The organism is Pseudomonas sp. PvP025, assembly GCF_017832155.1.
Classification (GTDB): Bacteria; Pseudomonadota; Gammaproteobacteria; order Pseudomonadales; family Pseudomonadaceae; genus Aquipseudomonas.
Genome location: NZ_JAFIBJ010000001.1, coordinates 2973715 through 2995095 on the forward strand (window position 1 = coordinate 2973715; position 21381 = coordinate 2995095).

The 21381-nt window shown below is 59.4% G+C and carries 25 protein-coding genes and 1 tRNA gene; 10 read left to right on the forward strand and 16 right to left on the reverse strand.

All coding sequences use genetic code 11. The annotated features are described in order from the left end of the window. Nucleotides 1-2: 2 nt before the first annotated feature. The 6 genes from iscA to trmJ all read right to left on the reverse strand — a co-directional run bounded on the left by iscA (nt 3) and on the right by trmJ (nt 4457). Nucleotides 3-326 carry an iron-sulfur cluster assembly protein IscA gene (iscA, locus tag JOE32_RS12595; protein ID WP_003175963.1) on the reverse strand — a complete coding sequence of 108 codons (324 nt, stop codon included), beginning with the start codon at nt 324-326 and terminating at the stop codon, nt 3-5. A gap of 28 nt (nt 327-354) precedes the next feature. Beyond that, nucleotides 355-741: a Fe-S cluster assembly scaffold IscU gene (iscU, locus tag JOE32_RS12600; protein WP_003175965.1), complete on the reverse strand. Its 387-nt coding sequence runs from the start codon at nt 739-741 to the stop codon at nt 355-357. A 100-nt stretch (nt 742-841) separates the two neighbouring features. Continuing rightward, a complete protein-coding gene (locus tag JOE32_RS12605; RefSeq protein WP_209984576.1) occupies nt 842-2056 on the reverse strand; it encodes an IscS subfamily cysteine desulfurase in 1215 nt (404 codons plus the stop codon). A gap of 50 nt (nt 2057-2106) precedes the next feature. Beyond that, nucleotides 2107-2598, reverse strand: coding sequence for a Fe-S cluster assembly transcriptional regulator IscR (gene iscR, locus JOE32_RS12610; protein ID WP_057007282.1), 492 nt, complete (start codon nt 2596-2598; stop codon nt 2107-2109). Nucleotides 2599-2898: 300 nt separating this feature from the next. Then, nucleotides 2899-3684: a serine O-acetyltransferase gene (cysE, locus tag JOE32_RS12615; RefSeq protein WP_209984583.1), complete on the reverse strand. Its 786-nt coding sequence runs from the start codon at nt 3682-3684 to the stop codon at nt 2899-2901. Nucleotides 3685-3686: 2 nt separating this feature from the next. After that, nucleotides 3687-4457 (reverse strand): tRNA (cytosine(32)/uridine(32)-2'-O)-methyltransferase TrmJ, encoded by a 771-nt coding sequence (gene trmJ, locus JOE32_RS12620; RefSeq protein WP_209984585.1) that lies wholly within the window; start codon nt 4455-4457, stop codon nt 3687-3689. A 145-nt stretch (nt 4458-4602) separates the two neighbouring features. Here trmJ and suhB point away from each other — a divergent pair, with 145 nt between their 5' ends. Continuing rightward, complete coding sequence (suhB, locus tag JOE32_RS12625; RefSeq protein WP_209984587.1) at nt 4603-5418, forward strand: inositol-phosphate phosphatase; 816 nt, start codon at nt 4603-4605, stop codon at nt 5416-5418. 217 nt (nt 5419-5635) lie between these two features. Here the strand turns inward: suhB and JOE32_RS12630 are convergent, their stop codons facing one another. From JOE32_RS12630 to queA, 6 genes are all read right to left on the reverse strand, one after another. Then, nucleotides 5636-6178, reverse strand: a complete 543-nt coding sequence (locus JOE32_RS12630; RefSeq protein ID WP_003238445.1) for a glycine zipper 2TM domain-containing protein — start codon at nt 6176-6178, stop codon at nt 5636-5638. Between the two features lie 124 nt (nt 6179-6302). Continuing rightward, nucleotides 6303-7217, reverse strand: coding sequence for a protein translocase subunit SecF (gene secF, locus JOE32_RS12635; RefSeq protein ID WP_057007285.1), 915 nt, complete (start codon nt 7215-7217; stop codon nt 6303-6305). A gap of 9 nt (nt 7218-7226) precedes the next feature. Continuing rightward, nucleotides 7227-9098 carry a protein translocase subunit SecD gene (gene secD / locus JOE32_RS12640; protein ID WP_003238441.1) on the reverse strand — a complete coding sequence of 624 codons (1872 nt, stop codon included), beginning with the start codon at nt 9096-9098 and terminating at the stop codon, nt 7227-7229. 62 nt (nt 9099-9160) lie between these two features. Then, nucleotides 9161-9499 carry a preprotein translocase subunit YajC gene (yajC, locus tag JOE32_RS12645; protein ID WP_003238439.1) on the reverse strand — a complete coding sequence of 113 codons (339 nt, stop codon included), beginning with the start codon at nt 9497-9499 and terminating at the stop codon, nt 9161-9163. Nucleotides 9500-9543: 44 nt separating this feature from the next. Beyond that, nucleotides 9544-10659, reverse strand: a complete 1116-nt coding sequence (gene tgt / locus JOE32_RS12650) for a tRNA guanosine(34) transglycosylase Tgt (RefSeq protein WP_209990501.1) — start codon at nt 10657-10659, stop codon at nt 9544-9546. Between the two features lie 5 nt (nt 10660-10664). Continuing rightward, nucleotides 10665-11714: a tRNA preQ1(34) S-adenosylmethionine ribosyltransferase-isomerase QueA gene (queA, locus tag JOE32_RS12655; protein WP_209984590.1), complete on the reverse strand. Its 1050-nt coding sequence runs from the start codon at nt 11712-11714 to the stop codon at nt 10665-10667. Nucleotides 11715-11822: 108 nt separating this feature from the next. Here queA and JOE32_RS12660 point away from each other — a divergent pair. Further along, nucleotides 11823-11907, forward strand: a tRNA-Leu gene (locus JOE32_RS12660). A gap of 82 nt (nt 11908-11989) precedes the next feature. Here the strand turns inward: JOE32_RS12660 and JOE32_RS12665 are convergent. Together JOE32_RS12665 and JOE32_RS12670 are read right to left on the reverse strand one after the other, a co-directional pair. Then, on the reverse strand, nt 11990-12238 hold the full coding sequence (locus JOE32_RS12665) for a hypothetical protein (protein ID WP_209984593.1): 249 nt from the start codon (nt 12236-12238) through the stop codon (nt 11990-11992). A 159-nt stretch (nt 12239-12397) separates the two neighbouring features. Continuing rightward, entirely contained in the window at nt 12398-13294 is an 897-nt protein-coding gene (locus JOE32_RS12670; RefSeq protein WP_209984597.1) for a hypothetical protein, read from the reverse strand. A 234-nt stretch (nt 13295-13528) separates the two neighbouring features. On the opposite strand from JOE32_RS12670, the gene JOE32_RS12675 reads away from it, so the two are divergent. Continuing rightward, complete coding sequence (locus tag JOE32_RS12675) at nt 13529-13858, forward strand: hypothetical protein (protein ID WP_209984600.1); 330 nt, start codon at nt 13529-13531, stop codon at nt 13856-13858. Nucleotides 13859-13867: 9 nt separating this feature from the next. Here JOE32_RS12675 and JOE32_RS12680 read toward each other — a convergent pair whose 3' ends face one another. Beyond that, nucleotides 13868-14503, reverse strand: coding sequence for a LysE family translocator (locus JOE32_RS12680; protein ID WP_209984602.1), 636 nt, complete (start codon nt 14501-14503; stop codon nt 13868-13870). 154 nt (nt 14504-14657) lie between these two features. Here JOE32_RS12680 and JOE32_RS12685 point away from each other — a divergent pair, with 154 nt between their 5' ends. The 4 genes from JOE32_RS12685 to JOE32_RS12700 all read left to right on the forward strand — a co-directional run bounded on the left by JOE32_RS12685 (nt 14658) and on the right by JOE32_RS12700 (nt 17307). After that, nucleotides 14658-15029 (forward strand): PH domain-containing protein, encoded by a 372-nt coding sequence (locus tag JOE32_RS12685; protein WP_057007296.1) that lies wholly within the window; start codon nt 14658-14660, stop codon nt 15027-15029. A 325-nt stretch (nt 15030-15354) separates the two neighbouring features. Continuing rightward, nucleotides 15355-16518: an S-type pyocin domain-containing protein gene (locus JOE32_RS12690; protein ID WP_209984605.1), complete on the forward strand. Its 1164-nt coding sequence runs from the start codon at nt 15355-15357 to the stop codon at nt 16516-16518. A gap of 14 nt (nt 16519-16532) precedes the next feature. Beyond that, nucleotides 16533-16820 carry a colicin E3-like toxin immunity protein gene (locus JOE32_RS12695; RefSeq protein WP_209984608.1) on the forward strand — a complete coding sequence of 96 codons (288 nt, stop codon included), beginning with the start codon at nt 16533-16535 and terminating at the stop codon, nt 16818-16820. Between the two features lie 4 nt (nt 16821-16824). Then, a complete protein-coding gene (locus JOE32_RS12700) occupies nt 16825-17307 on the forward strand; it encodes a hypothetical protein (protein WP_245229022.1) in 483 nt (160 codons plus the stop codon). Nucleotides 17308-17379: 72 nt separating this feature from the next. Here JOE32_RS12700 and JOE32_RS12705 read toward each other — a convergent pair whose 3' ends face one another. Continuing rightward, nucleotides 17380-17754, reverse strand: a complete 375-nt coding sequence (locus JOE32_RS12705; protein ID WP_209984612.1) for a cytochrome c family protein — start codon at nt 17752-17754, stop codon at nt 17380-17382. A 203-nt stretch (nt 17755-17957) separates the two neighbouring features. Between JOE32_RS12705 and JOE32_RS12710 the strand changes: the two genes are divergently transcribed. The 3 genes from JOE32_RS12710 (at nt 17958) to JOE32_RS12720 (ending at nt 21373) form a co-directional block, all read left to right on the forward strand. Continuing rightward, a complete protein-coding gene (locus JOE32_RS12710; protein WP_209984630.1) occupies nt 17958-18338 on the forward strand; it encodes a response regulator in 381 nt (126 codons plus the stop codon). Between the two features lie 195 nt (nt 18339-18533). Further along, entirely contained in the window at nt 18534-19148 is a 615-nt protein-coding gene (locus JOE32_RS12715) for a biliverdin-producing heme oxygenase (RefSeq protein WP_209984633.1), read from the forward strand. Next, nucleotides 19145-21373, forward strand: a complete 2229-nt coding sequence (locus JOE32_RS12720) for an ATP-binding protein (protein ID WP_209984635.1) — start codon at nt 19145-19147, stop codon at nt 21371-21373. The genes JOE32_RS12715 and JOE32_RS12720 overlap by 4 nt, the downstream gene beginning before the upstream one ends. Nucleotides 21374-21381: the final 8 nt, after the last annotated feature.

A 21381-nucleotide genomic window follows, 5' to 3' on the forward strand; every position in this document is an offset into this window, starting at 1 on the left:
CCTCAGATGTTGAAGCTTTCGCCGCAGCCACACTCACCGCGTACGTTGGGGTTGTTGAACTTGAAGCCTTCGTTCAACCCTTCCTTGACGAAATCGAGTTCGGTGCCGTCCAGGTAAGTCAGGCTCTTGGGGTCGATGATCACTTTCTCGCCGTGACTTTCGAACACCTGGTCTTCCGCAACCACCTCGTCGACAAACTCCAGCACGTAGGCAAGGCCGGAACAGCCCGTGGTGCGAACACCCAGACGAATCCCCTCACCTTTACCGCGCCCATTCAGGGAGCGGCGAATGTGCTGCGCTGCCGCTTCTGTCATGCTGATAGCCATCGTTGACTCCTTACTCGTCGCCAAATGCTTAGATCAAGCCTTTCTTCTGCTTGTAGTCGCGAACGGCCGCCTTGATGGCGTCTTCAGCGAGTACGGAGCAGTGGATTTTCACCGGCGGCAGCGCCAGCTCTTCGGCCAGCTGGGTGTTGCTGATGGTGACAGCCTCATCCAGGGTCTTGCCTTTCATCCATTCGGTCGCCAGGGAGCTGGAGGCGATGGCCGAACCGCAGCCGTAGGTCTTGAACTTGGCGTCTTCGATGACGCCAGCGTCGTTGACCTTGATCTGCAGGCGCATCACATCGCCGCACGCCGGAGCGCCGACCATGCCGGTGCCCACATCAGGGTCTTCCGCGTTCATCTTGCCGACATTGCGCGGGTTTTCGTAGTGGTCGATGACCTTTTCGCTGTAAGCCATGGTACTCAATCCTCACTCATCAGGGCCGCTCTGGAACCCTGTAGAAACGCCTGCGTTTTCCGCCACGTTCCTACAGAGTATGGGTGGCGGCTTCTATAATTTAGTGTGCCGCCCACTCGATTTTGGAGATGTCGACACCGTCTTTGAACATGTCCCACAGCGGCGACAGAACGCGCAGCTTGTTGACCGCCTCACACACTTTCTGCGCTGCGTAGTCGACCTGCTCTTCGGTGGTGAAGCGGCCGAAGGTGAAGCGAATCGAGCTGTGTGCCAGTTCGTCATTGCGGCCCAGGGCGCGCAGTACGTACGAAGGCTCAAGGGAGGCCGAGGTGCAGGCCGAACCGGACGACACCGCCAGGTCCTTGAGCGCCATGATCAGCGACTCGCCTTCGACGTAGTTGAAGCTCAGGTTCAGGTTGTGCGGTACGCGGGCGGTCATGCTGCCGTTGACGTACAGCTCTTCAAGGTTCTCGACCTGCTTGTAGAAGCGATCGCTGAGGGCCTTGATACGAATGTTTTCGGCAGCCATGTCTTCCTTGGCTACGCGGAAGGCCTCGCCCATGCCAACGATCTGGTGGGTAGCCAGGGTGCCCGAACGCATGCCGCGCTCATGACCGCCGCCATGCATGGCCGCTTCGATGCGCACGCGAGGCTTGCGGCTCACGTAGAGAGCGCCGATGCCTTTGGGGCCGTAGGTTTTGTGGGCCGAGAACGACATCAGGTCGACTTTCAGCTTGGACAGGTCGATGTCGACCTTGCCGGTGGACTGGGCAGCATCGACGTGCAGCAGGATACCCCGGGAGCGGGTCAGCTCGCCGATGGCCTCGATGTCGTTGATGGTGCCGATTTCGTTGTTCACGTGAATCACGGAAACCAGAATGGTGTCTTCACGCAGCGCAGCTTCGATCATGGCCGGGGTGACGATACCGTCGGTGGTCGGCTCGAGGTAGGTGACCTCGAAACCTTCACGCTCCAGTTGGCGCATGGTGTCGAGGACAGCCTTGTGCTCAATCTTGGTGGTGATCAGGTGTTTGCCCTTGGTCGCGTAGAAATGCGCCGCGCCCTTGATCGCCAGGTTGTCGGACTCGGTGGCACCGGAGGTCCAGACGATCTCACGCGGGTCTGCGCCCACCAGGTCGGCGACCTGGCGACGAGCGTTCTCGACCGCTTCCTCGGCTTTCCAGCCGAATACGTGGGAGCGGGAGGCCGGGTTGCCGAAGTTTCCGTCAACCAGCAGGCATTCACTCATCTTTTGCGCAACACGCGGATCAACCGGGGTGGTCGCTGAGTAATCAAGGTAAATTGGCAATTTCATGGACTTTCTCCTAAATCAGGCTGGCTGGCGTGCCGTTAGCTCTTCGGCTGTCACTCGACGGCGGACGCTTCAATCTTGTCCAGACGCGGCGCCCTGGTGTTGCAACGGCGCTGGTCCTGACGCTGGGCTACTTCTTGCACCTCACGGCGAGTCACAAGATCAGCCAAGCTGATACCACTCAAAAACTCATGGATCTGCAGGCTCAAGTCACACCACAGGTGGTGCGTCAGGCAGGTGTCACCGGCGTGGCAATCACCCAGGCCCTGGCATTTGGTGGCATCGACGGATTCGTTGACCGCATCGATCACCTGGGCGACCTGAATGCCCTGCATCTCGCGGGACAACTGATAGCCACCACCTGGACCGCGAACGCTGGAGACCAGATTGCTGCGGCGCAATTTGGCGAACAGCTGCTCGAGGTAAGACAGTGAAATGCCTTGGCGCTCGGAGATATCGGCCAGGGACACCGGCCCGGTCTGCGCGTGCAAGGCCAGGTCAAGCATGGCGGTTACCGCGTATCGGCCTTTTGTAGTCAGTCTCATGGACAAGTACCAGGGTGTTTCAGAATGGGAGCAAGTATGCGATTCCCGAGTATTTAAGTCAACTATAAGACCTAGTAATTTAGTCAGGATTGCCCGAAAAAAGGGCGCGCGAATCATAGCAGGATGGGGTGGGGGCGAACAGCGGGAACGGACAACCAGCACTCTCAGCCACAATGAGGATCAAATGTGGGAGCGGGCTTGCTCGCGAAAGCGGCGTATCAGTCGCCGAAAATGCTGACTGATGGACCGCTTTCGCGAGCAAGCCCGCTCCCACAGGGGATTTGCAGTGACCGGGAATCTTCAGCCAGCCTTGGTGGTGGCGGTTTCGCTCTTGATTTCGGCGAAGTCTTCTTCGCGCAACTCGGGCAGGTCCTTGGCGCAATAGCTGCTGCCCAACTCCTTGAGCGCGCCGCACATGCCCTCCAGCTTGCCGTCTACCGCTTGCAGGTGATCGAGCAACTGGCCGATGGCGCGTGCCACGGGGTCGGGCATGTCTTCGCTGACGCCGTAGGCATCGAAGCCGATTTTCTCGGCCATGGCTTTGCGCTTGGCTTCCTGCTCGTCGCCGGCTTCCGGCTTGACGATGATGCGACCGGGGATACCCACCACCGTGGCGCCAGCCGGCACCGCCTTGGTCACCACGGCGTTGGAGCCCACTTTGGCGCCGGCACCCACCGTGAACGGACCGAGCACCTTGGCGCCCGCCCCCACCACCACGCCATTTTCCAGGGTCGGGTGGCGCTTGCCTTTGTTCCAACTGGTGCCGCCCAGGGTCACGCCCTGGTAAAGAGTCACATCGTCGCCGATTTCAGCGGTCTCGCCGATCACAATGCCCATGCCGTGATCGATGAAAAAGCGGCGCCCGACCTTGGCGCCCGGATGAATCTCGATCCCGGTCAGCCAGCGACCGAAGTTCGACACCAGCCGTGCCAGCCACTTCCAGCCCATGCCCCAAAAGAAGCCGGACAGGCGGTGGATCCAGATCGCGTGCATGCCCGGGTAGCAGGTCAGCACTTCAAAGGCATTGCGCGCCGCCGGGTCACGGTGGAAAACGCTTTGGATGTCTTCTCGCAAACGCTCGAACATTGTTAATCCTTCCGCTTAAGAAGCTCGCCACGGGCCGCTTTCTGGGTTTCCGTGAGGATGCCACGCAATATGTTCATTTCCGCTCGGCTCACCGAACTGCGCCCATACAGGCGACGCAGGCGCGCCATCAAGTGCCGTGGTTTTTCCGGGTCGAGAAACTCGATGGCCACCAGGGTGTGCTCCAGGTGCTCATAGAAACGCTCCAGCTCGTCCATGGTGGCCAGCTCACCACTCTTGGTCGACGCCACTTCATCCTTCTCGACCTTGCTCGGCTGGCCTGCCGCCGCCAGCCAGGCCATGCGCACCTCGTAGCTCAGTACCTGCACCGCGGCCCCGAGGTTCAGCGAGCTGAACTCGGGGTCGGATGGAATGTGCACATGGTAATGACATCGCTGCAGCTCTTCATTGGTGAGGCCGGAGTCTTCACGGCCGAACACCAGGGCGATTTCAGCGCCGCCGGCAGCCTCTTCGATCACTTTGGTGCCGCACTCACGCGGGTCCAGCAGCGGCCAGGGGATGCGCCGGTCACGGGCACTGGTGCCGAGCACAAGGTTGCAGCCCACCAAGGCGTCTTCCAGGGTGGCGACCACCTGGGCGCTCGCGAGCAGGTCATTGGCGCCGGACGCACGGGCATCGGCCTCGTGGTGCGGAAACACCCGTGGCTCGACCAGCACCAGGCGCGTCAGCCCCATGTTTTTCATGGCTCGCGCCACCCCGCCGATGTTGCCGGGATGACTGGTATTGACGAGGACGACACGAATGTTTTGCAGCAAGGGAGGCGCTCTCGGACACGGAAAAGGGGAGCAAATCTTACAGAACAGCCTAAGGTTATGCCATGAAAGCTAACGTCGTCCTTCACCTGAAGAAAGTTTCTGCTAAACTGCCCGGCTTTCTTTAACAACCTTAGGTGACCTATCCATGCAGCCCATGCTGAATATCGCGCTGCGCGCCGCCCGCAGCGCCAGTGAATTGATCTTCCGCTCCATCGAGCGCCTGGATACCATCAAGGTCGACGAAAAAGACGCCAAGGATTACGTATCCGAGGTGGATCGCGCCGCCGAACAGAAAATCATCGACGCTCTGCGCAAGGCCTACCCTACCCACGGCATCCTCGGTGAAGAAACCGGCCTGCACAAAGGCAGCGGCGAAGGCGAAGACTACCTGTGGATCATTGACCCACTGGATGGCACCACCAATTTCCTGCGCAGCATTCCGCACTTTGCCGTGAGCATCGCCTGCAAATACCGTGGCCGCCTGGAACACGCCGTCGTACTCGACCCGGTTCGCCAGGAAGAATTCACCGCCAGCCGTGGCCGTGGCGCGCAACTCAATGGTCGTCGCCTGCGTGTCAGCGGCCGCACCAGCCTGGACGGCGCCCTGCTAGGCACCGGCTTCCCGTTCCGTGACGACCAGATGGATAACCTGGAAAACTACCTGGGCATGTTCCGCGCCCTGGTCGGCCAGACCGCCGGCATCCGCCGCGCCGGCGCAGCGAGCCTGGACCTGGCTTACGTGGCTGCCGGTCGTTTTGATGCGTTCTGGGAGTCGGGCCTTTCCGAGTGGGACATGGCTGCAGGCGCACTGCTGATTCAAGAGGCCGGCGGCCTGGTGAGCGACTTCACCGGCGGTCACGACTTCCTTGAGAAAGGCCATGTGGTTGCGGGCAACACCAAATGCTTCAAGGCCGTGCTGACAGCAATCCAGCCGCACCTGCCGGCTTCGCTGAAGCGCTAAGCGAGCAGGCAAAAAAAAAGCACCCCGCGGGGTGCTTTTTTCATGCCTGGAATTTGGCATGAACACACATGCCAGTCACACAGAAATCAACTGTGGGAGGGGGCTTGCTCCCGATAGCGGCTTGTCAGTCGCCAGATGTATTGACTGACCTACCACCATCGGGCGCAAGCCCCCTCCCACATTTTTTACTGCATGGGGCTTTGAATCTGCCCCTGAATTACTGCTGGTTCTGACCCAGGATCAGACGCCCCTCTTTATCCACTGGAATCTGGCCGCCTGGATCACGATCCATGCGCACGGTGCCTTCCTTGCCATCCAGGGTGTAACGCACGTCATAGCCGACAACCTTGTCGCTGATGTCGTTGACGGTGTTACAGCGTGTCTGAGTGGTGGTGTAAGTATCGCGGTTCTGCATGCCTTCCTGAACCTTGTTACCGGCGTAACCGCCACCGACCGCACCGGCTACAGTGGCCAGCTTCTTACCGTTACCGCCACCGACCTGGTTACCCAGCAGGCCACCGGCCAGCGCACCGACCACGGTGCCGACGATCTGATGCTGATCCTGCACCGGCTTCTGCCGAGTCACCGCGACGTCCTTGCAGACCTCACGCGGCGTTTTAATCTGGGTTTTTACCGGCTGTGCAGCCAGCACTTGCGCATACTCAGGGCCGCTTTTTACTAGGCTGTAGGTGGCAACAGCGCCCCCGGCAGTCACACCGACAGCACCCAATACCGCACCAACCAGCAACGACTTGTTCACGTTGAACCTCCTGACCATCACAAGCGGACCGAAAGATCCGCGCTATACCCAGCCTTGGAGCAAAAAAAAAGGCACGAGTTCAATTCTCGTGCCTCTTTTGTAACAGCGTGTCAACAAACGCCCATCAAGGACGGTCGTCGACCTCCTTGCCAGTGCTGGCCGGAGGAATCAGGTCTTCGCTGTTGAGGTTCAGCCAGATCAGCACCACGTTGGCGATGTAGATCGACGAGTAGGTGCCCGCCAGAACGCCGATGAACAGCGCCAGGGAGAAGCCCCACAGGTTGTCGCCACCGAAGATCATCAACGCGGCAATCGCCAGTAAGGTGGAGATCGACGTCGCCATGGTGCGCAGCAGCGTCTGGGTGGTGGAGATGTTGATGTTTTCGATCAACGACGCCTTGCGCAGTACGCGGAAGTTCTCACGAACCCGGTCGAATACCACGATGGTGTCGTTGAGCGAGTAACCAATGATCGCCAGCACGGCCGCCAGCACGGTCAGGTCGAAGGTAATCTGGAAATACGCCAGGATACCCACGGTCACGATCACGTCGTGGATCAGCGACACAATGGCGCCGACACCGAACTTCCACTGAAAGCGGAAAGCCAGGTAGATCATGATACCGACCAGCGCCATCAGCATGCCGAGGCCGCCCTGGTCGCGCAGCTCTTCACCCACTTGCGGGCCCACGAACTCGACGCGCTTGACCGACGCCGGGTTGTCGCCGCCGACCTTCTGCAAGGCCTCGGCCACCTGGTGGCCCAGTTGCGGGTCTTCGCCCGGCATGCGCACCAACAGGTCGGTGGTAGCACCAAAGCTCTGCACCACGGCTTCGTGATAGCCGGCCTTGACCAGCTCGTTGCGCACCAGGGTAACGTCGGCCGGCTTCTCGTAGGTCAGCTCGATGAGCGTACCGCCGGTGAAGTCCAGGCCGTAGTTCAGGCCCTTATGGAACCAGCTGAACAACGCCAGAACGGTAAGGAGCACGGTGACGCCGAACGCAACGTTGCGAACGCCCATGAAGTTGATTGTACGTAACATGGCAGCCCCTTAAATCCACAACTTCTTGAAGTCACGTCCGCCAAAGATCAGGTTGACCATTGCGCGGGTCACCATGATGGCCGTGAACATCGAGGTAAAGATACCCAGGGACATGGTCACCGCAAAACCTTTGACCGGGCCGGTGCCCATGGCAAAGAGAATCCCGCCGACCAGCAGAGTGGTCAGGTTGGAGTCGAGAATCGCGGTAAATGCCCGGCCGAAGCCTTCGTTGATTGCACGCTGCACGGTCATGCCGGCGGCGATCTCTTCACGAATCCGCGAGAAGATCAGCACGTTGGCATCCACCGCCATACCCATGGTGAGCACGATACCGGCGATACCCGGCAGGGTCAGCGTTGCACCCAGCAGCGACATCAGGGCCAGCAGCATCACCATGTTGCCCGCGAGGGCCACGGTGGCGATCACGCCGAAGAAGCGGTAGATGGCGATGATGAACAGCGACACGAACAGCATGCCCCACAAGGCTGCATCGACACCCTTGGTGATGTTGTCGGCACCCAGGCTCGGGCCAATGGTGCGTTCTTCAGCGAAGTACATCGGCGCCGCCAGACCACCGGCACGCAGCAACAGCGCCAGTTCGGAGGATTCGCCCTGGCCGTTCAGGCCGGTGATGCGAAATTGAGCACCCAGCGGCGACTGGATGGTCGCCAGGCTGATGATCTTCTTCTCTTCCTTGAAGGTCTGCACCGGCACGTCTTTCTCGACACCGTTGACCATCTGCTTGGTGTAGGTGGTCACCGGGCGTTGCTCGATGAAGATCACCGCCATGCTGCGACCGACGTTGCTGCGCGTGGCGCGGTTCATCAGGTCGCCGCCGTGGCCATCCAGGCGGATGTTCACTTCAGGAGTGCCGTGCTGCGAGTCGAAACCGGCCTTGGCATCGGTGACCTGGTCACCGGTGATAATCAGGCCGCGCTCGATCAGCGCAGGTGGGCGGTTGCCTTCGCGGAACTCGAACTCTTCGGAGGTGGCGCGGGTAGCACCCGGCTCGGCCGCGAGACGGAACTCCAGGTTGGCGGTTTTACCCAGGATACGCTTGGCTTCAGCGGTGTCCTGCACGCCCGGCAATTCAACCACGATACGGTTGGCGCCCTGACGCTGCACGATCGGCTCGGCCACACCCAGCTCGTTGACACGGTTACGCACCGTGGTCAGGTTCTGCTTGATGGAGTATTCGCGGATTTCCGCGATCTTCGCCGGGCTCATCGCCAGACGCAGTACCGCCTGACCATTGAGGTCGGCCGGCACGATGTCGAAGTCATTGAAGTTCTTGCGGATCAGCGCACGGGCCTGTTCGCGGGACGCTTCATCAGAGAAGCCCAGCTGGATGGCACCGTTGAGCTGCGGCAGGCTGCGATAACGCAACTTCTCTTTGCGCAGCAGGCTCTTCACATCGCCTTCATAGACTTTCAGGCGCGCGTCGAGGGCCTTGTCCATGTCGACTTCCAGCAGGAAGTGCACACCACCGGACAAGTCCAGACCCAGCTTCATCGGGTGCGCGCCAATGCTGCGCAGCCATTGTGGCGTGGTCTGTGCCAGGTTCAGCGCGACAACGTAGTCGTCACCCATGGCCTTGCGCACGACGTCCTTGGCCGGCAATTGGTCTTCGGATTTGGTCAGGCGCAGCAAGCCGCCCTTGGCACCCGCGGCCAATGTTGCCGCCTTAACCTGGATACCCGCGTCATTGAGCGCTTTGCTCGCGCGTTCCAGATCGGCCTGATTGACCTGCAGCGAAGTGCTGGCGCCCGTGATCTGGATCGCCGGGTCATCAGGATAGAGATTGGGAGCGGAATAAATAAAACCGATCGCCAGCACCGCCAGGATCAGTACGTATTTCCACAGAGGGTATTTGTTCAGCATCACGCCGCCCGCTTATAACGCGGGGCGCCTTGCGCGCCCCGTCGATTGGTAAAGGTTGTTGCTTAGATCGCTTTGAGCGTGCCTTTAGGCAGCGTGGCAGCGATGGCGCCCTTCTGGAACTTCATTTCCACGGTGTCGGAGACTTCCAGTACCACGAAAGCATCGGCAACCTTGGTGATCTTGCCGGCGATGCCGCCAGTGGTCACCACTTCGTCGCCCTTTTGCAGGCTGCCCAGCAGGTTCTTCTGCTCTTTGGCGCGCTTGGCCTGTGGACGCCAGATCATCAGGTAGAAGATGACCAGGAAGCCGACCAGGAAAATCCACTCGAAACCACCGCCCATAGGGCCGGCAGCGGCAGGCGCAGCGGCGTCAGCCATGGCGTTAGAGATAAAAAAGCTCATTTAGCACTCCAGTTGCAAATAGTGAATCTTAGGGTCGGGAAAACTCAGTCCAAGGGCGGCACAGGGAGCCCGCGCTTGGCATAGAAGGCATCGACGAAGGCGGCCAATGTACCCTGTTGAATAGCCTCGCGCAAACCAGCCATCAGGACTTGGTAGTGACGCAAATTGTGGATGGTATTCAACATGCTACCCAGCATTTCCCCGCACTTGTCCAGATGATGCAGATAAGCACGCGAGAAGTTCTGGCAGGTGTAGCAGTCACAGGTGGGATCGAGCGGCGATTCATCATGGCGATGGAACGCGTTACGGATCTTCAGCACGCCTGTATCGATGAACAGATGCCCATTGCGGGCATTACGGGTTGGCATCACGCAATCGAACATGTCCACACCGCGGCGCACACCCTCTACGAGATCTTCCGGTTTGCCAACGCCCATAAGGTAACGAGGTTTTTCAGCGGGCATCAGGCCCGGCAGATAATCCAGCACCTTGATCATCTCGTGCTTGGGTTCGCCCACCGACAGGCCGCCAATGGCCAGGCCGTCGAAGCCAATGGTGTCGAGGCCTTCGAGCGAGCGCTTGCGCAGGCTTTCGTGCATGCCGCCCTGGACGATGCCGAACAGCGCGGCGGTGTTGTCGCCGTGGGCGTTTTTCGAACGCTGGGCCCAACGCAGCGACAACTCCATGGAAATCCGCGCCACGTCCTCATCGGCCGGGTACGGCGTGCACTCGTCGAAAATCATCACAATGTCCGAGCCCAGGTCGCGCTGCACCTGCATCGACTCTTCCGGCCCCATGAACACCTTGGCGCCGTCGACCGGCGAGGCGAAGGTCACGCCCTCCTCCTTGATCTTGCGCATGGCGCCCAGGCTGAACACCTGGAAACCACCGGAATCGGTGAGGATCGGGCCCTGCCACTTCATGAAATCATGCAGGTCGCCATGCTTCTTGATCACTTCGGTGCCCGGGCGCAGCCACAGGTGGAAGGTATTGCCGAGGATGATCTCGGCGCCGGTGGCGACGATGTCGCGCGGCAGCATGCCCTTGACGGTGCCGTAGGTGCCGACCGGCATGAACGCCGGGGTCTCGACAGTGCCGCGCGGGAAGGTCAGGCGACCACGACGGGCCTTGCCGTCGGTGGCCAGCAGTTCAAACGACATACGACTCATAGTTGTTCCTCTGGGCCGCTTGGCGCCGGATTGCGGGTGATAAACATCGCATCACCGTAACTGAAAAAACGGTACTCGTTGGCGATGGCGGCCTGGTAGGCGGCCATGGTTTCGCGGTAACCGGCAAAGGCCGACACCAGCATCAACAGCGTGGATTCGGGCAAATGGAAGTTGGTGACCAGGCAATCGACCACATGGAACGGGCGGCCTGGGTAGATGAAGATATCGGTGTCACCGCTGAACGGCTTGAGCACGCCATCGCGCGCGGCACTTTCCAGGGAGCGCACGCTGGTGGTGCCCACGGCAACCACCCGCCCGCCGCGCGCCTTGCACGCCGCCACGGCATCCACCACGTCCTGGCTGACTTCCAGCCATTCGCTGTGCATATGATGATCTTCAATATTATCCACACGCACCGGCTGAAACGTGCCGGCCCCCACGTGCAGGGTCACATAGGCGCTGTCGACGCCCTTGGCGGCAATCGCATCCAGCAGCGGCTGATCGAAATGCAGCCCGGCGGTAGGTGCGGCCACGGCGCCCAGGCGCTGCGAGTAAACCGTCTGATAGCGCTCGCGGTCGGCGTCTTCGTCGGGACGGTCTATATAAGGAGGCAACGGCATATGGCCGACGCGCTCCAGCAGCGGCAACACCTCTTCGGCAAACTTGAGCTCGAACAACGCGTCATGGCGCGCCACCATCTCGGCTTCGCCACCGCCGTCGATCAGGATGCTTGAGCCCGGTTTCGGCGACTTGCTGGAACGCACATGGGCCAGCACGCGATGGCTGTCCAGCACCCGTTCCACCAGAATTTCCAGCTTGCCGCCGGACGCTTTCTGGCCAAAAAGCCGCGCCGGAATCACCCGGGTATTGTTGAACACCATCAAATCGCCCGGGCGCAAATGCTCAAGCAAATCAGTGAATTGACGGTGTGCGAGGGCACCGCTCACCCCGTCCAGGGTCAGCAGTCGACTGGCGCGACGCTCGGCCAATGGGTGGCGAGCGATCAGCGAATCAGGGAGCTCAAAAGTAAAGTCAGCAACGCGCATGATGGGGTTCGTCTAGCAGGGCCGGGAAGTCTAGCGGAATTAGTCAAAATTGACCATGAAACGTGATTGACCAACGGTAATCTCGTCTCTATACTTCGCCGCCATTGAGCCCTGATGGCGGAATTGGTAGACGCGGCGGATTCAAAATCCGTTTTCGAAAGGAGTGGGAGTTCGAGTCTCCCTCGGGGCACCATCTTAAAAAAAGACCTTGAAATTCAAGGTCTTTTTTTCGTCTGCAGGAAAGTGAATCGTGAGGCCTTAAACCCTTCCAGCTGTCACTTTTTCTTCTTGGCAGGCTTTTCCGCCTTCTCTGCCTTCTTGGCCTTTTCCGGCTTGCTATCAGCCTTCTTCACAACCTTCTTCGGTTCAGCATCCTTTTTCTTGTCTTTCTTTTCAGAAAACTTCGAAAGGGTCGACGCCGCTGCTGATTTTTTTGCCGGTGATGACGTCTTGTCTTTCAATTCCTTACTGGCTTTTGAAGACTCGCCTTTGCTTTTCTTCTCGTCTTTAGCCACGTTGACCACCTCTCGAAGGATGCCGATATTGGCACGCTGCCTGGGGAATTATCCACAGGCTAATCATTAGGCGAACGCCGCCAAGAGCCGTTCCATTTTTTTGCTGCAACGAGGGGCGGAACCCGACCGTCCCCTGCCGAGCGGTCGGTAAGTTTGTTTCAACACGGCTCAGACCAACTCGCGCGCTGGCTCTTGTGAGGCAAACAACGCATTGAGCGTGTTTAGAAACACATCATGGCTCAAGATCCCCGTGGCAACCGTCGACAGCACTACTTTGCCGCTCTCGTCCTTGATCACCACGTTTTCAGTCCAGGCATTCAGATCAACGCTGCGCAAGGACGCCATCGACACGCTCTCGCCCTTGTATTGCAAAAACGTACGGCTGACCGCAATCGGCGAGGTGTTGACTTTCAGGAAGTTGCCGCTCACACGTTTGCCCCAGACCTGCCCTGAGTTGATGCAGTTGAACGTCACCGACCCGCCCGCCTCCAGCGTCGCGACCACCGCCGGCATGCGCGCGAGTACGTGACGCTCACGCATCAGTTGCTGGAATTCATAAAAGCCCTTGAGGCTTTCGATCACGCGGTGAAACGGCTCGGACGCGTTGCGGCGATAGGCCAGGTTGGTGATCAGGCCGGTCATTGCGGTTTGCCCGGAGCCGAACAGGTACAGGTCTTCGATGTCGGCGAACGCGGTGTAGTGGCGCTGACCGTTGACGATGCGCTCTATGCCCAACTCAAACACGTTGTACACCGGCGCGCGCAGTTTTTTGTGCCAGGCGTAGACCGCAAACATGCCCAACGCGATAACCGCGAGCAAGGCGCTGGTGGCGTAGATCAGCGTCTGCGGGCTGCTGAAGCTGAATGACAGGCCGCGGGAGGTCTCGCCAGCTATGGGTCCTTCGCTGCCTGCGGGCAGGAGGGTGCCCAGGTACAACACAAACACGGCGAGGCCCAACAGCACGACGCCAACTATCAAACTGAAAATCAGAAAGCCCTTGCCGTGGCGGAAGCTGGCGATCAGTTCGCCGGTGGCCGAAGGTACCTGGGTGGGAGATGGCTGCATGGTCGTTGCGTCCTTGTCTGAAGGAGAACGCGCCGCTGTTCAGACAGCGCGAGTTAGCCCTGCACGCCGGCCCTTTGAGAACCGGATGCATGGCGAGTTGGAGCATGGCTTATTAATATCGTTCCTTGGACTGCCCTTTGCGCGCGCGAGCCCGTTGTACGGCGCCGGGGTCTTTTTTTTCAGGCACAGAACAGTGATCATCGCCCTCCTCCACATAACCCAGGACCCAAAACCATGGAATTGACGCTGGAAGCGGTCGCGCTCTTTGCACTTAAGCTTGCGCACGAGACGGACGGCGGTAGCCCGGTTTTGCGGGATGATCTGGTGATGGATGGGTATGAGCGGGAGGTGTTTGGGCTGCTCGTACGCAAGGGCGATCTCGTTACGACTCAGCAAAAAATCAGCGAGTGCATCGCGCTGGCCCTGGTGGCGCTGGGCGGCGCCAACACGGTAATGGGCCGTGAACTGCAACGGCTGGCGACGGACGTGCGCCAAGCGCCTACGTTTGAAGCACTCACGGCCCCGCTCGACGCACTCAAGCAGTACCTGAAAGCAATCCTGTGAGGTGGTCGCCTACCGCCGACCCTCCACCACCATCCGCACCGCCAACCCCATCAACACCGACCCCATCACCCAGCGTTGCACCACCTGCCATCCCGGCCGGGTGACGAAAAACACGGCAATCGAACCCGCCATGCAGGCAATCACCGCGTTGACGCTCACGCTGATAAAGATCTGTGTAAACCCCAGCACCAGGGACTGCGCAAGCACGCTGCCATGGCCGTTCGGGTCGATGAACTGGGGCAGCAGCGACACATACATCACCGCTACCTTGGGATTGAGCAGGTTGGTGACCAGGCCCATGGTGAACAACTTTCGCGGGCTGTCCTTGGACAAGTCGCGCACTTGGAAAGGTGAACGCCCACCCGGCCTGACCGCCTGCCACGCGAGGTAGGCCAGATAAAGCGCGCCGCCAAGGCGCAACGCGTCGTAGGCAAAGGGAACGGCCATCAGCAACGCCGTGATCCCCAACGCCGCGCACAGCATGTACACGACAAAACCCAACGCAACGCCGCCCAGGGAAATCAGCCCGGCCATGCGCCCCTGGCAGATCGAGCGGGAAATGAGGTAAATCATGTTCGGCCCGGGCGTCAGCACCATGCCGAGTGAGATCAGACCGTAGGCAAGCAGGCTGGACATATCGGGCATTGTTTGGCTCCTGGATTTTTGTTCTGCCGGCGTGGAATCCTTCGCCAGGGTCGCCATGGTAGAGCGTACATATCCCGCGCGTCAGATACAGATCCACAAGCAAAACGCCATACACCGGCACCCGTTTGAAACACCACCCACCCAGGACAGGCAGATGATCGACTTCAACAACAAAGGCTTCTTCAAGCTCAAGCAAAACAACGAATACGCCGAACGCGTATCAGCCCTGCTGCTGGACGGCGAAGAAGTGGTCGACGCCTACAAGGCCATGCGCGACGGCGTGGTCTTCACCACCCAGCGCATTATTGCGGTGAACGTGCAGGGGATCACCGGCAGCAAGAAGGACTTCACCTCGTTGCCGTACAAAAACATTGTGGCGTACTCCGTGGAAACCTCCGGCACCTTCGATCTGGACTCGGAGCTGGAGATCTACTTTTCGTCGCTGGGCAAAGTGAAATTCGAATTCACCGGCAAGACCTCCATCGTGGAAATCTCCCGGCTGATTTCCAGGCACTTGCTCGGCTGATCAGCAGGCAGTATCTGCACAACGCTGATCGAACGCTTGAGCGCCGGCGGTATCGTGGCGAGCGGGCTTGCCCTGCGTTGGTTTGCGCAGCAGCTCCAGTAAAGACGAATGCGGTGTATCAGATACTCCGTGGAGTCGGGTTTGGGGCTGCTTCGCAACCCAACGCGGGGCAAGCCCGCTCGCCACAGAGGCATTCGGCGGTGATAGAAAAGGCACCGACTGGGCATCAGTCCACTTTTCCCACGCTCAGCAGCGAACAAAGACGACATTCGCCTCTTTGCCTACCTCGTAGGCTCACTCCCTCGCACAAGGAAGTGAGCCCTTCATGTCAGAACGCTTTTACCCGCCCACCGAAGAAGATTTACGCAAGCGACGGATCCTGACCCCGCAGCCATCGCGTGTGCCGTATTCGCCGTCTGTTGATTTTTTCGAGCCATCGCCTGCTCCAGTACCCGAGCCAGCCAGACCTCCAGGCTGCGTTTTCATCAAGCCTTGCCAGCTGCCTGACGGCGTCACTCATTACTTCAACCCGGCCGGGTATGTCCCGTTGGAGTTGATCAAGGAGTACGGCCATTTAAGCCTGCTGGGTGGACGTGAGGTGGACAGCCGGGGCGCAGTCGCCTTGCGCAAGATCAGCGGCAGCCCATTGCCCGCGGGCTTGGGGCAGCTGGCATTGCGTTCGGCAGTTTGGGAGTCGGCGGCCACAGCCGTTGGGTCCGTCGCCGCAGGCCTGCTGACGGGTTTGGTGGCGCTGGCTTGGCCTTCGGCGCTGGGCGATAGCGCGCTGTACAGCGAGGAGCAGTTGCGTTCGATGCAACGGGCGCGTTCGCAGATGCGGTTGCATATCGAGCAACGTGAGGACGGCACGCTCAAAGGGTATGGGTTTTACACGGGCAATCATGCCGCGTGGCAGATGATTGATGTGGTGCAGTTTCAAAGCCGTGGCGATCAGTTTGTGGCGGATTTTGGCGAGGGCGTGGAGCTGATCTGGACGCCTGCGGTTGATCCCAGTGACATGTTAGGTATTCCGGCATTGGAAGCTGCGCCGCAGGCGCCGGTGATCTGGATTTATCCGCCAACGGAGAAGGCCGCACAGATTCTGGTGAACCCGATTTATCCACCTCAGTATCGGGATTTTATTCTGGTGTTCCCGGTGGAGTCGGGGGTTCGGCCGCTGTATGTGGTGGTAAATGAGCCTCGGAAGGGATTGAAAAATCCAGACTTTGGCTACTACCCGGCGCCAAAAACCGAGGACATTACTGGTTTCCCTGGTTTGATAGAACAGAAGAGAAAGACGCGAAAACGTAATGGAGGTGGCCTTCGGGAGCGTTGGAAGGACGCGAAAGGCAAGAAACTTTTCGAGTGGGATTCAGAACAAGGAGAGCTGGAAGTCTACCGATACAGTGATGTGAAACACCTAGGTTCATTTGACCCTTATACCGGTGAGCGGCGGGGTCCGGCTAAAGATGAAAGACGTATAGAAAAATAAGCGGAGCGTTCGCTATGGCAATGAAAATACGGCTGCAATGGTTCAACAAACAAACAGAAACCCTGGAGGCATCTGAATACTCAGCAGACTTTGAGGACAGCGACAGTATTCTGACCGAACTCGACTTACACGAGGAACCACAAATCTATGCTGGAGGATTTGATGTTCTCCCAAGTTGGCTAGTGATTCTTCAGCCACACTTTCGGCGGGTGATAGATCCAAATCTGTTCTATTTTCAGATTTCTTTTCACTACCAAGGCTCCTGGCCACCGCCCCCAAAGCAACCCAACAAGGCGTCTTGACGCAATGAAGCCCACACTGCAAAAGCCCCTGCTCTACCGCTCAGTCAACACCCGAACCCATGGCGTGCGCCACGGCAGTTGTCTCGCCTACCGGTATGAGCGGCATACCAAGAGCGAAAAAGACAAACCATCAAACCGCGGCTCAATGCACAGCCACCATCGACACGGTTTTGATTACACCCCTCTATTCCGTTTTCTCCTTTCCAAAGTCGGTCAACCGTGGGATCAGGTTTTCAGCGAAGCCAACGCCCGTCTGGATCGTCCGGAGCCCATATTCTGGGTGGTTGCTTTACATGAAAGCGACAAGCAGGAGTACGTGAGAACAGATGAAAATAGCTACTACAGCGGCTTGTGGGTCGACGAAGCGGGCCTACTGCAAAAGGTTAATCCACTGCTGACGCCTGAGCACATGGAATCCTTCTCCGACTACTACACCCACTCCTTCAACGGTGTGGTATTTGCACAGCCGTTATCGAGAAAACGGTGAGCAATGCCCACCGTTCAATTGCCTCCCTGGACCTGGCTTTACGCAAAATGCTCGCAACGTTTATGGAAGTAATCATTTAGGTTGGAAGGTTTCCAGATAGGCCAGAATATTCTCAATCTTCTCCCGATCACTGATCCCCCAGAAAATCATGCGCGTCCCGCTCACCACCGCTTTCGGGTCTTCGATATAGGCCGCGAGTTTGTCCCGCGTCCAAACCACACCCGAATTCTTCATCGCGTCGGAATACTGGTAATCCGTGGTAGTACCGGCAGGCCTGCCGATGATGCCGTTCAGCTCCGGCCCAAACCCACCCCGCGCGCCTTCCCCGACGCTGTGGCAACCGCCGCAGGTCTTGGCGAAGAGCTTGCCGCCTGCTTCGGCATCGCCGGCGGCAAAGGCTGAAGGGGCATTCAGGAAAAGGGCTAGAGCGATCAACGCGTATTTCATGGCGACTCCACATCGGCGGTTACCGGCGATTATGCCCCATGCCGGTTCACACCGCCTGTGGGTCGATGCGGATGCCGCCTCTGCCCGCAAGCACGCAACCTAGACCCTTCAACCGACCACCCATCGTTTAAAAAACATCCAATCGAACCTAATCGGCCCCTGCCCACTCCATCTTACTGAACCCTGATGGTGGAGTAAGGATCATGGCTCAGCCATCGATTTTGGTATTGGAAGACGACGAAATCATTCGGGCGTTGATGGTGGATGTGCTGGAAGATTTCGGCGCGGTGGTGACATCGTTTCCTTCGGCGGATGAAGGCATGATTTACCTTGAGCGGGGCGATGAGCCGGTCGACCTGATTGTCAGTGACGTGCAGATGCCCGGTTTGCTCAACGGCTACGACTTGAGCCGCGTGGTCGCGCACCGCTGGCCCGAGGTGCAGGTGCTGTTGACCTCCGGCAATACCAGGATCGCCGAGGAACTGGGCGGTTCGGTACGCTTCCTGCCCAAACCCTGGAGCACCAGTCACCTGATTGAATGCGTGCAAACGGCATTGACTCAGCAAGGTGCTTCGATGCATTGATAGCGTCGCGATATCACCTAGACCGAACTTCGAGCCCGTTATTGCGGTCACCTAGTCAGCAAGGAGCGACTTTTCTGATCCGCCTGTCAGGCTTTTCGCCTTGTGCGCACGGCTAACGGCAATGAGTTGTGTAGAATCGTCGCCCATTTTCACGCGTCATTCATGGCCGACAGGCCCACAGTTCGAGCTTACTGAATGCAATCACAGGCCCCTGACGTTGGTGCGCCACCTCTGCTGGAAGCGCTGCGCACGGGGACTGGCCTGCTGCACGTCGCACTGGAAAAGCGTATGCCGTTTTTTTCCGAGCGCCTGGATGCCCAGTGGTATCGACGTCTGCTGCAGGCGTACTTCGGCTTTTATGCGCCGATTGAAGCAGCGCTGTACGACAGCGGCTTGATCCCCGAAGGTTTTGACACATCGTTGCGTGAGAAAACGTCGACATTGGTCAGTGACCTTCACGCCCTCGGCCTGAACGACGCCGCCATCAGCGCCCTGCCCCGCTGGACCGACCTCCCGACTTTCGACACCCCCGAAGCCTGCCTCGGTGCCCTGTATGTGCTGGAAGGCGCGACCCTCGGCGGCCAGGTATTGCGTCGGGAGATGGCTCAACGCCTGGGCGTGGATGCCGACAACGGTGGCGCATTTCTTGATGTCTATGGCGCCGAGACCGGACGGCGCTGGAAAGCATTTCTTGATTACCTGGACCGGCAGACACTGGACGCGGCTGACAAACAACGCGCCGTGATCGCTGCCCGTTCAACATTCAGCGGCTTTGAGCAATGGCTCGACCGCCAGGAGGTACTGCTATGAAAACCGAAGATTTCGAAGAGCTGCTTGCCAACTGTGCCGACGAGCCCATTCGCTTTCCCGGGGCGATTCAGCCCCACGGCGTGCTGCTGACGCTGTCGGAGCCCGACCTGAACATCATCCAGGTCAGTGCCAACGTGGGCACCCTGTTCGGCCATGCGCCCGAGTCGCTGCTCGGTCAGCCGCTGCACACGCTGATCGGCGCCGAGCATGCCGAGGCGGTGCACAGCATGGCCGCGCATAATACTTTTTTCGACGCGCCGCCCCTGCATGTCTGCCTCAATGGTGCGCAGTTCGAAGGCTTGCTGCATCGCCATCAGCGCGTGCTGGTGCTGGAATTCGAACCGCTGCTCGAGGATTTCAAACCACGGGCGCTCAATGGTCGCACCAGTAACCTGGGCAAGATGCTGCAACGCCTGCAATCGGCGAAAACCCTGCAGGCGCTGTACGAAATCAGCGTGACCGAAATCCAGGCCATGACCGGTTACGACCGCGTGCTGATCTACCGTTTTGAAGAGGAAGGCCACGGCCAGGTAATCGCCGAAGCGTCCGCGCCGTCCATGGAGCTGTTCAACGGGCTGTTCTTCCCCGCGTCCGACATCCCCGAGCAAGCCCGCGAGCTGTACCGCACCAACTGGCTGCGAATCATCCCCAATGCAGCCTACGAACCGGTGCCACTGCTGCCCAGACTGCGCCCGGACATCGACCAGCCGCTGGACCTGAGCTTCGCCACCTTGCGCAGCGTGTCGCCGATTCACTGCCAGTACATGCAGAACATGGGCGTGCTGTCGTCCATGAGCATTTCGCTGATGAAGGGTGACACGCTCTGGGGCCTGATCAGTTGCGGCAACCGTGAGCCGCTGTTGGTGCCGCACGCGTTGCGTAGCGCCTGCCAGACCATCGGTCAGGTGCTGTCGTTGCAGATCAGCGCCATGGAAGCCCTGGACCTGAGCCGTCAGCGCGAAGAAAAAGTCGACGCCCTGGCCTTGCTGGATCAGGCGATGAAATCTTCGGAAAATAATGTGTTCGATGGCCTCGCCCAACGCGGCCAGTTGCTGATGGAACTGACCTTGTCCGGCGGCGTGGCGATCATCGAAGACAAGCAACTGCACCGTTACGGCAACTGCCCGGAGCCGGCGCAGATCCGTGCGCTGCACCGCTGGTTGCAACAGAACGGCGAGCCGGTGTTCGCCAGCCACAACCTGGCGGCGCTGTACCCGCCGGCGGCCGACTTCCAGCAAGTGGCCAGCGGCGTGCTCGCCATGAGCCTGCCCAAGCCTGTGGACAACGGCGTGCTGTGGTTCCGCCCGGAGGTGAAGGAAAACATCAGTTGGAGCGGCGACCCGAGCAAACCACTCAACCTGGAAAGCTCCGATGCCGGCATGCGCCTTCGCCCACGCACCTCGTTTGAAATCTGGAAAGTGGAGATGGCCGGCATCTCTACCAAATGGAGCCACGGCGACCTGTTCGCCGCCAATGACCTGCGCCGCTCGGCCCTGGAAAACGACTTGTCACGTCAGGTACTGCGCGAGCAACAGGCGGTGCGCGCGCGTGACGAGCTGGTGGCGGTGGTGTCCCACGACCTGCGCAACCCGATGACCGTCATCTCGATGCTCTGCGGCATGATGCAAAAGGCCTTCAGCTCCGAGGGCCCGCACACTTCGCGGCGGATTTCTTCGGCTATCGACACCATGCAACAGGCGGCCGCGCGCATGAATGTGTTGCTGGAAGACTTGCTCGACACCTCAAAAATCGAGGCCGGGCGTTACGTGGTCAAACCGGTTGCACTGGACGTCAGCCAGATGTTCGAAGAGGCCTATTCCCTGCTCGCACCGTTAGCGATGGAGAAAGGCATCGACTTGTCGTTCAATGCCGAGCCCGGCCTGCAGATCAACGGCGACCCGGAGCGCCTGTTCCAGGTGCTGTCGAACCTGATCGGCAACGCCATCAAGTTCACCCCGCGCCAGGGCAATATCGGCATCAGCGCCATGAGCAACGGCGAGGAGATCGTGTTCTCTGTGCGCGACTCCGGTGAAGGTATTGCGCCTGAACAGTTGCCGCATGTGTTTGATCGCTACTGGACCCAGACCGAAAACAACCCCAGCGGCAGCGGGCTTGGGCTGTACATCACCCAAGGTATTGTCCAGGCCCACGGCGGGCGGATAGAGGCGCAAAGCGAAGTGGGCCGCGGCAGTGAGTTCAGGTTTACGGTACCAAAACCGAACTGAAACGCCCT

Bases quoted from the DNA above. Each gene is read 5' to 3' on its own strand.
- iscA (WP_003175963.1), bottom strand. From the start codon at position 326: ATGGCTATCAGCATGACAGAAGCGGCAGCGCAGCACATTCGCCGCTCC.
- iscU (WP_003175965.1), bottom strand. From the start codon at position 741: ATGGCTTACAGCGAAAAGGTCATCGACCACTACGAAAACCCGCGCAAT.
- JOE32_RS12605 (WP_209984576.1), bottom strand. From the start codon at position 2,056: ATGAAATTGCCAATTTACCTTGATTACTCAGCGACCACCCCGGTTGAT.
- iscR (WP_057007282.1), bottom strand. From the start codon at position 2,598: ATGAGACTGACTACAAAAGGCCGATACGCGGTAACCGCCATGCTTGAC.
- cysE (WP_209984583.1), bottom strand. From the start codon at position 3,684: ATGTTCGAGCGTTTGCGAGAAGACATCCAAAGCGTTTTCCACCGTGAC.
- suhB (WP_209984587.1), top strand. From the start codon at position 4,603: ATGCAGCCCATGCTGAATATCGCGCTGCGCGCCGCCCGCAGCGCCAGT.
- secF (WP_057007285.1), bottom strand. From the start codon at position 7,217: ATGTTACGTACAATCAACTTCATGGGCGTTCGCAACGTTGCGTTCGGC.
- secD (WP_003238441.1), bottom strand. From the start codon at position 9,098: ATGCTGAACAAATACCCTCTGTGGAAATACGTACTGATCCTGGCGGTG.
- yajC (WP_003238439.1), bottom strand. From the start codon at position 9,499: ATGAGCTTTTTTATCTCTAACGCCATGGCTGACGCCGCTGCGCCTGCC.
- tgt (WP_209990501.1), bottom strand. From the start codon at position 10,659: ATGTCGTTTGAACTGCTGGCCACCGACGGCAAGGCCCGTCGTGGTCGC.
- queA (WP_209984590.1), bottom strand. From the start codon at position 11,714: ATGCGCGTTGCTGACTTTACTTTTGAGCTCCCTGATTCGCTGATCGCT.
- JOE32_RS12670 (WP_209984597.1), bottom strand. From the start codon at position 13,294: ATGCAGCCATCTCCCACCCAGGTACCTTCGGCCACCGGCGAACTGATC.
- JOE32_RS12675 (WP_209984600.1), top strand. From the start codon at position 13,529: ATGGAATTGACGCTGGAAGCGGTCGCGCTCTTTGCACTTAAGCTTGCG.
- JOE32_RS12680 (WP_209984602.1), bottom strand. From the start codon at position 14,503: ATGCCCGATATGTCCAGCCTGCTTGCCTACGGTCTGATCTCACTCGGC.
- JOE32_RS12685 (WP_057007296.1), top strand. From the start codon at position 14,658: ATGATCGACTTCAACAACAAAGGCTTCTTCAAGCTCAAGCAAAACAAC.
- JOE32_RS12690 (WP_209984605.1), top strand. From the start codon at position 15,355: ATGTCAGAACGCTTTTACCCGCCCACCGAAGAAGATTTACGCAAGCGA.
- JOE32_RS12695 (WP_209984608.1), top strand. From the start codon at position 16,533: ATGGCAATGAAAATACGGCTGCAATGGTTCAACAAACAAACAGAAACC.
- JOE32_RS12700 (WP_245229022.1), top strand. From the start codon at position 16,825: ATGAAGCCCACACTGCAAAAGCCCCTGCTCTACCGCTCAGTCAACACC.
- JOE32_RS12705 (WP_209984612.1), bottom strand. From the start codon at position 17,754: ATGAAATACGCGTTGATCGCTCTAGCCCTTTTCCTGAATGCCCCTTCA.
- JOE32_RS12710 (WP_209984630.1), top strand. From the start codon at position 17,958: ATGGCTCAGCCATCGATTTTGGTATTGGAAGACGACGAAATCATTCGG.
- JOE32_RS12715 (WP_209984633.1), top strand. From the start codon at position 18,534: ATGCAATCACAGGCCCCTGACGTTGGTGCGCCACCTCTGCTGGAAGCG.
- JOE32_RS12720 (WP_209984635.1), top strand. From the start codon at position 19,145: ATGAAAACCGAAGATTTCGAAGAGCTGCTTGCCAACTGTGCCGACGAG.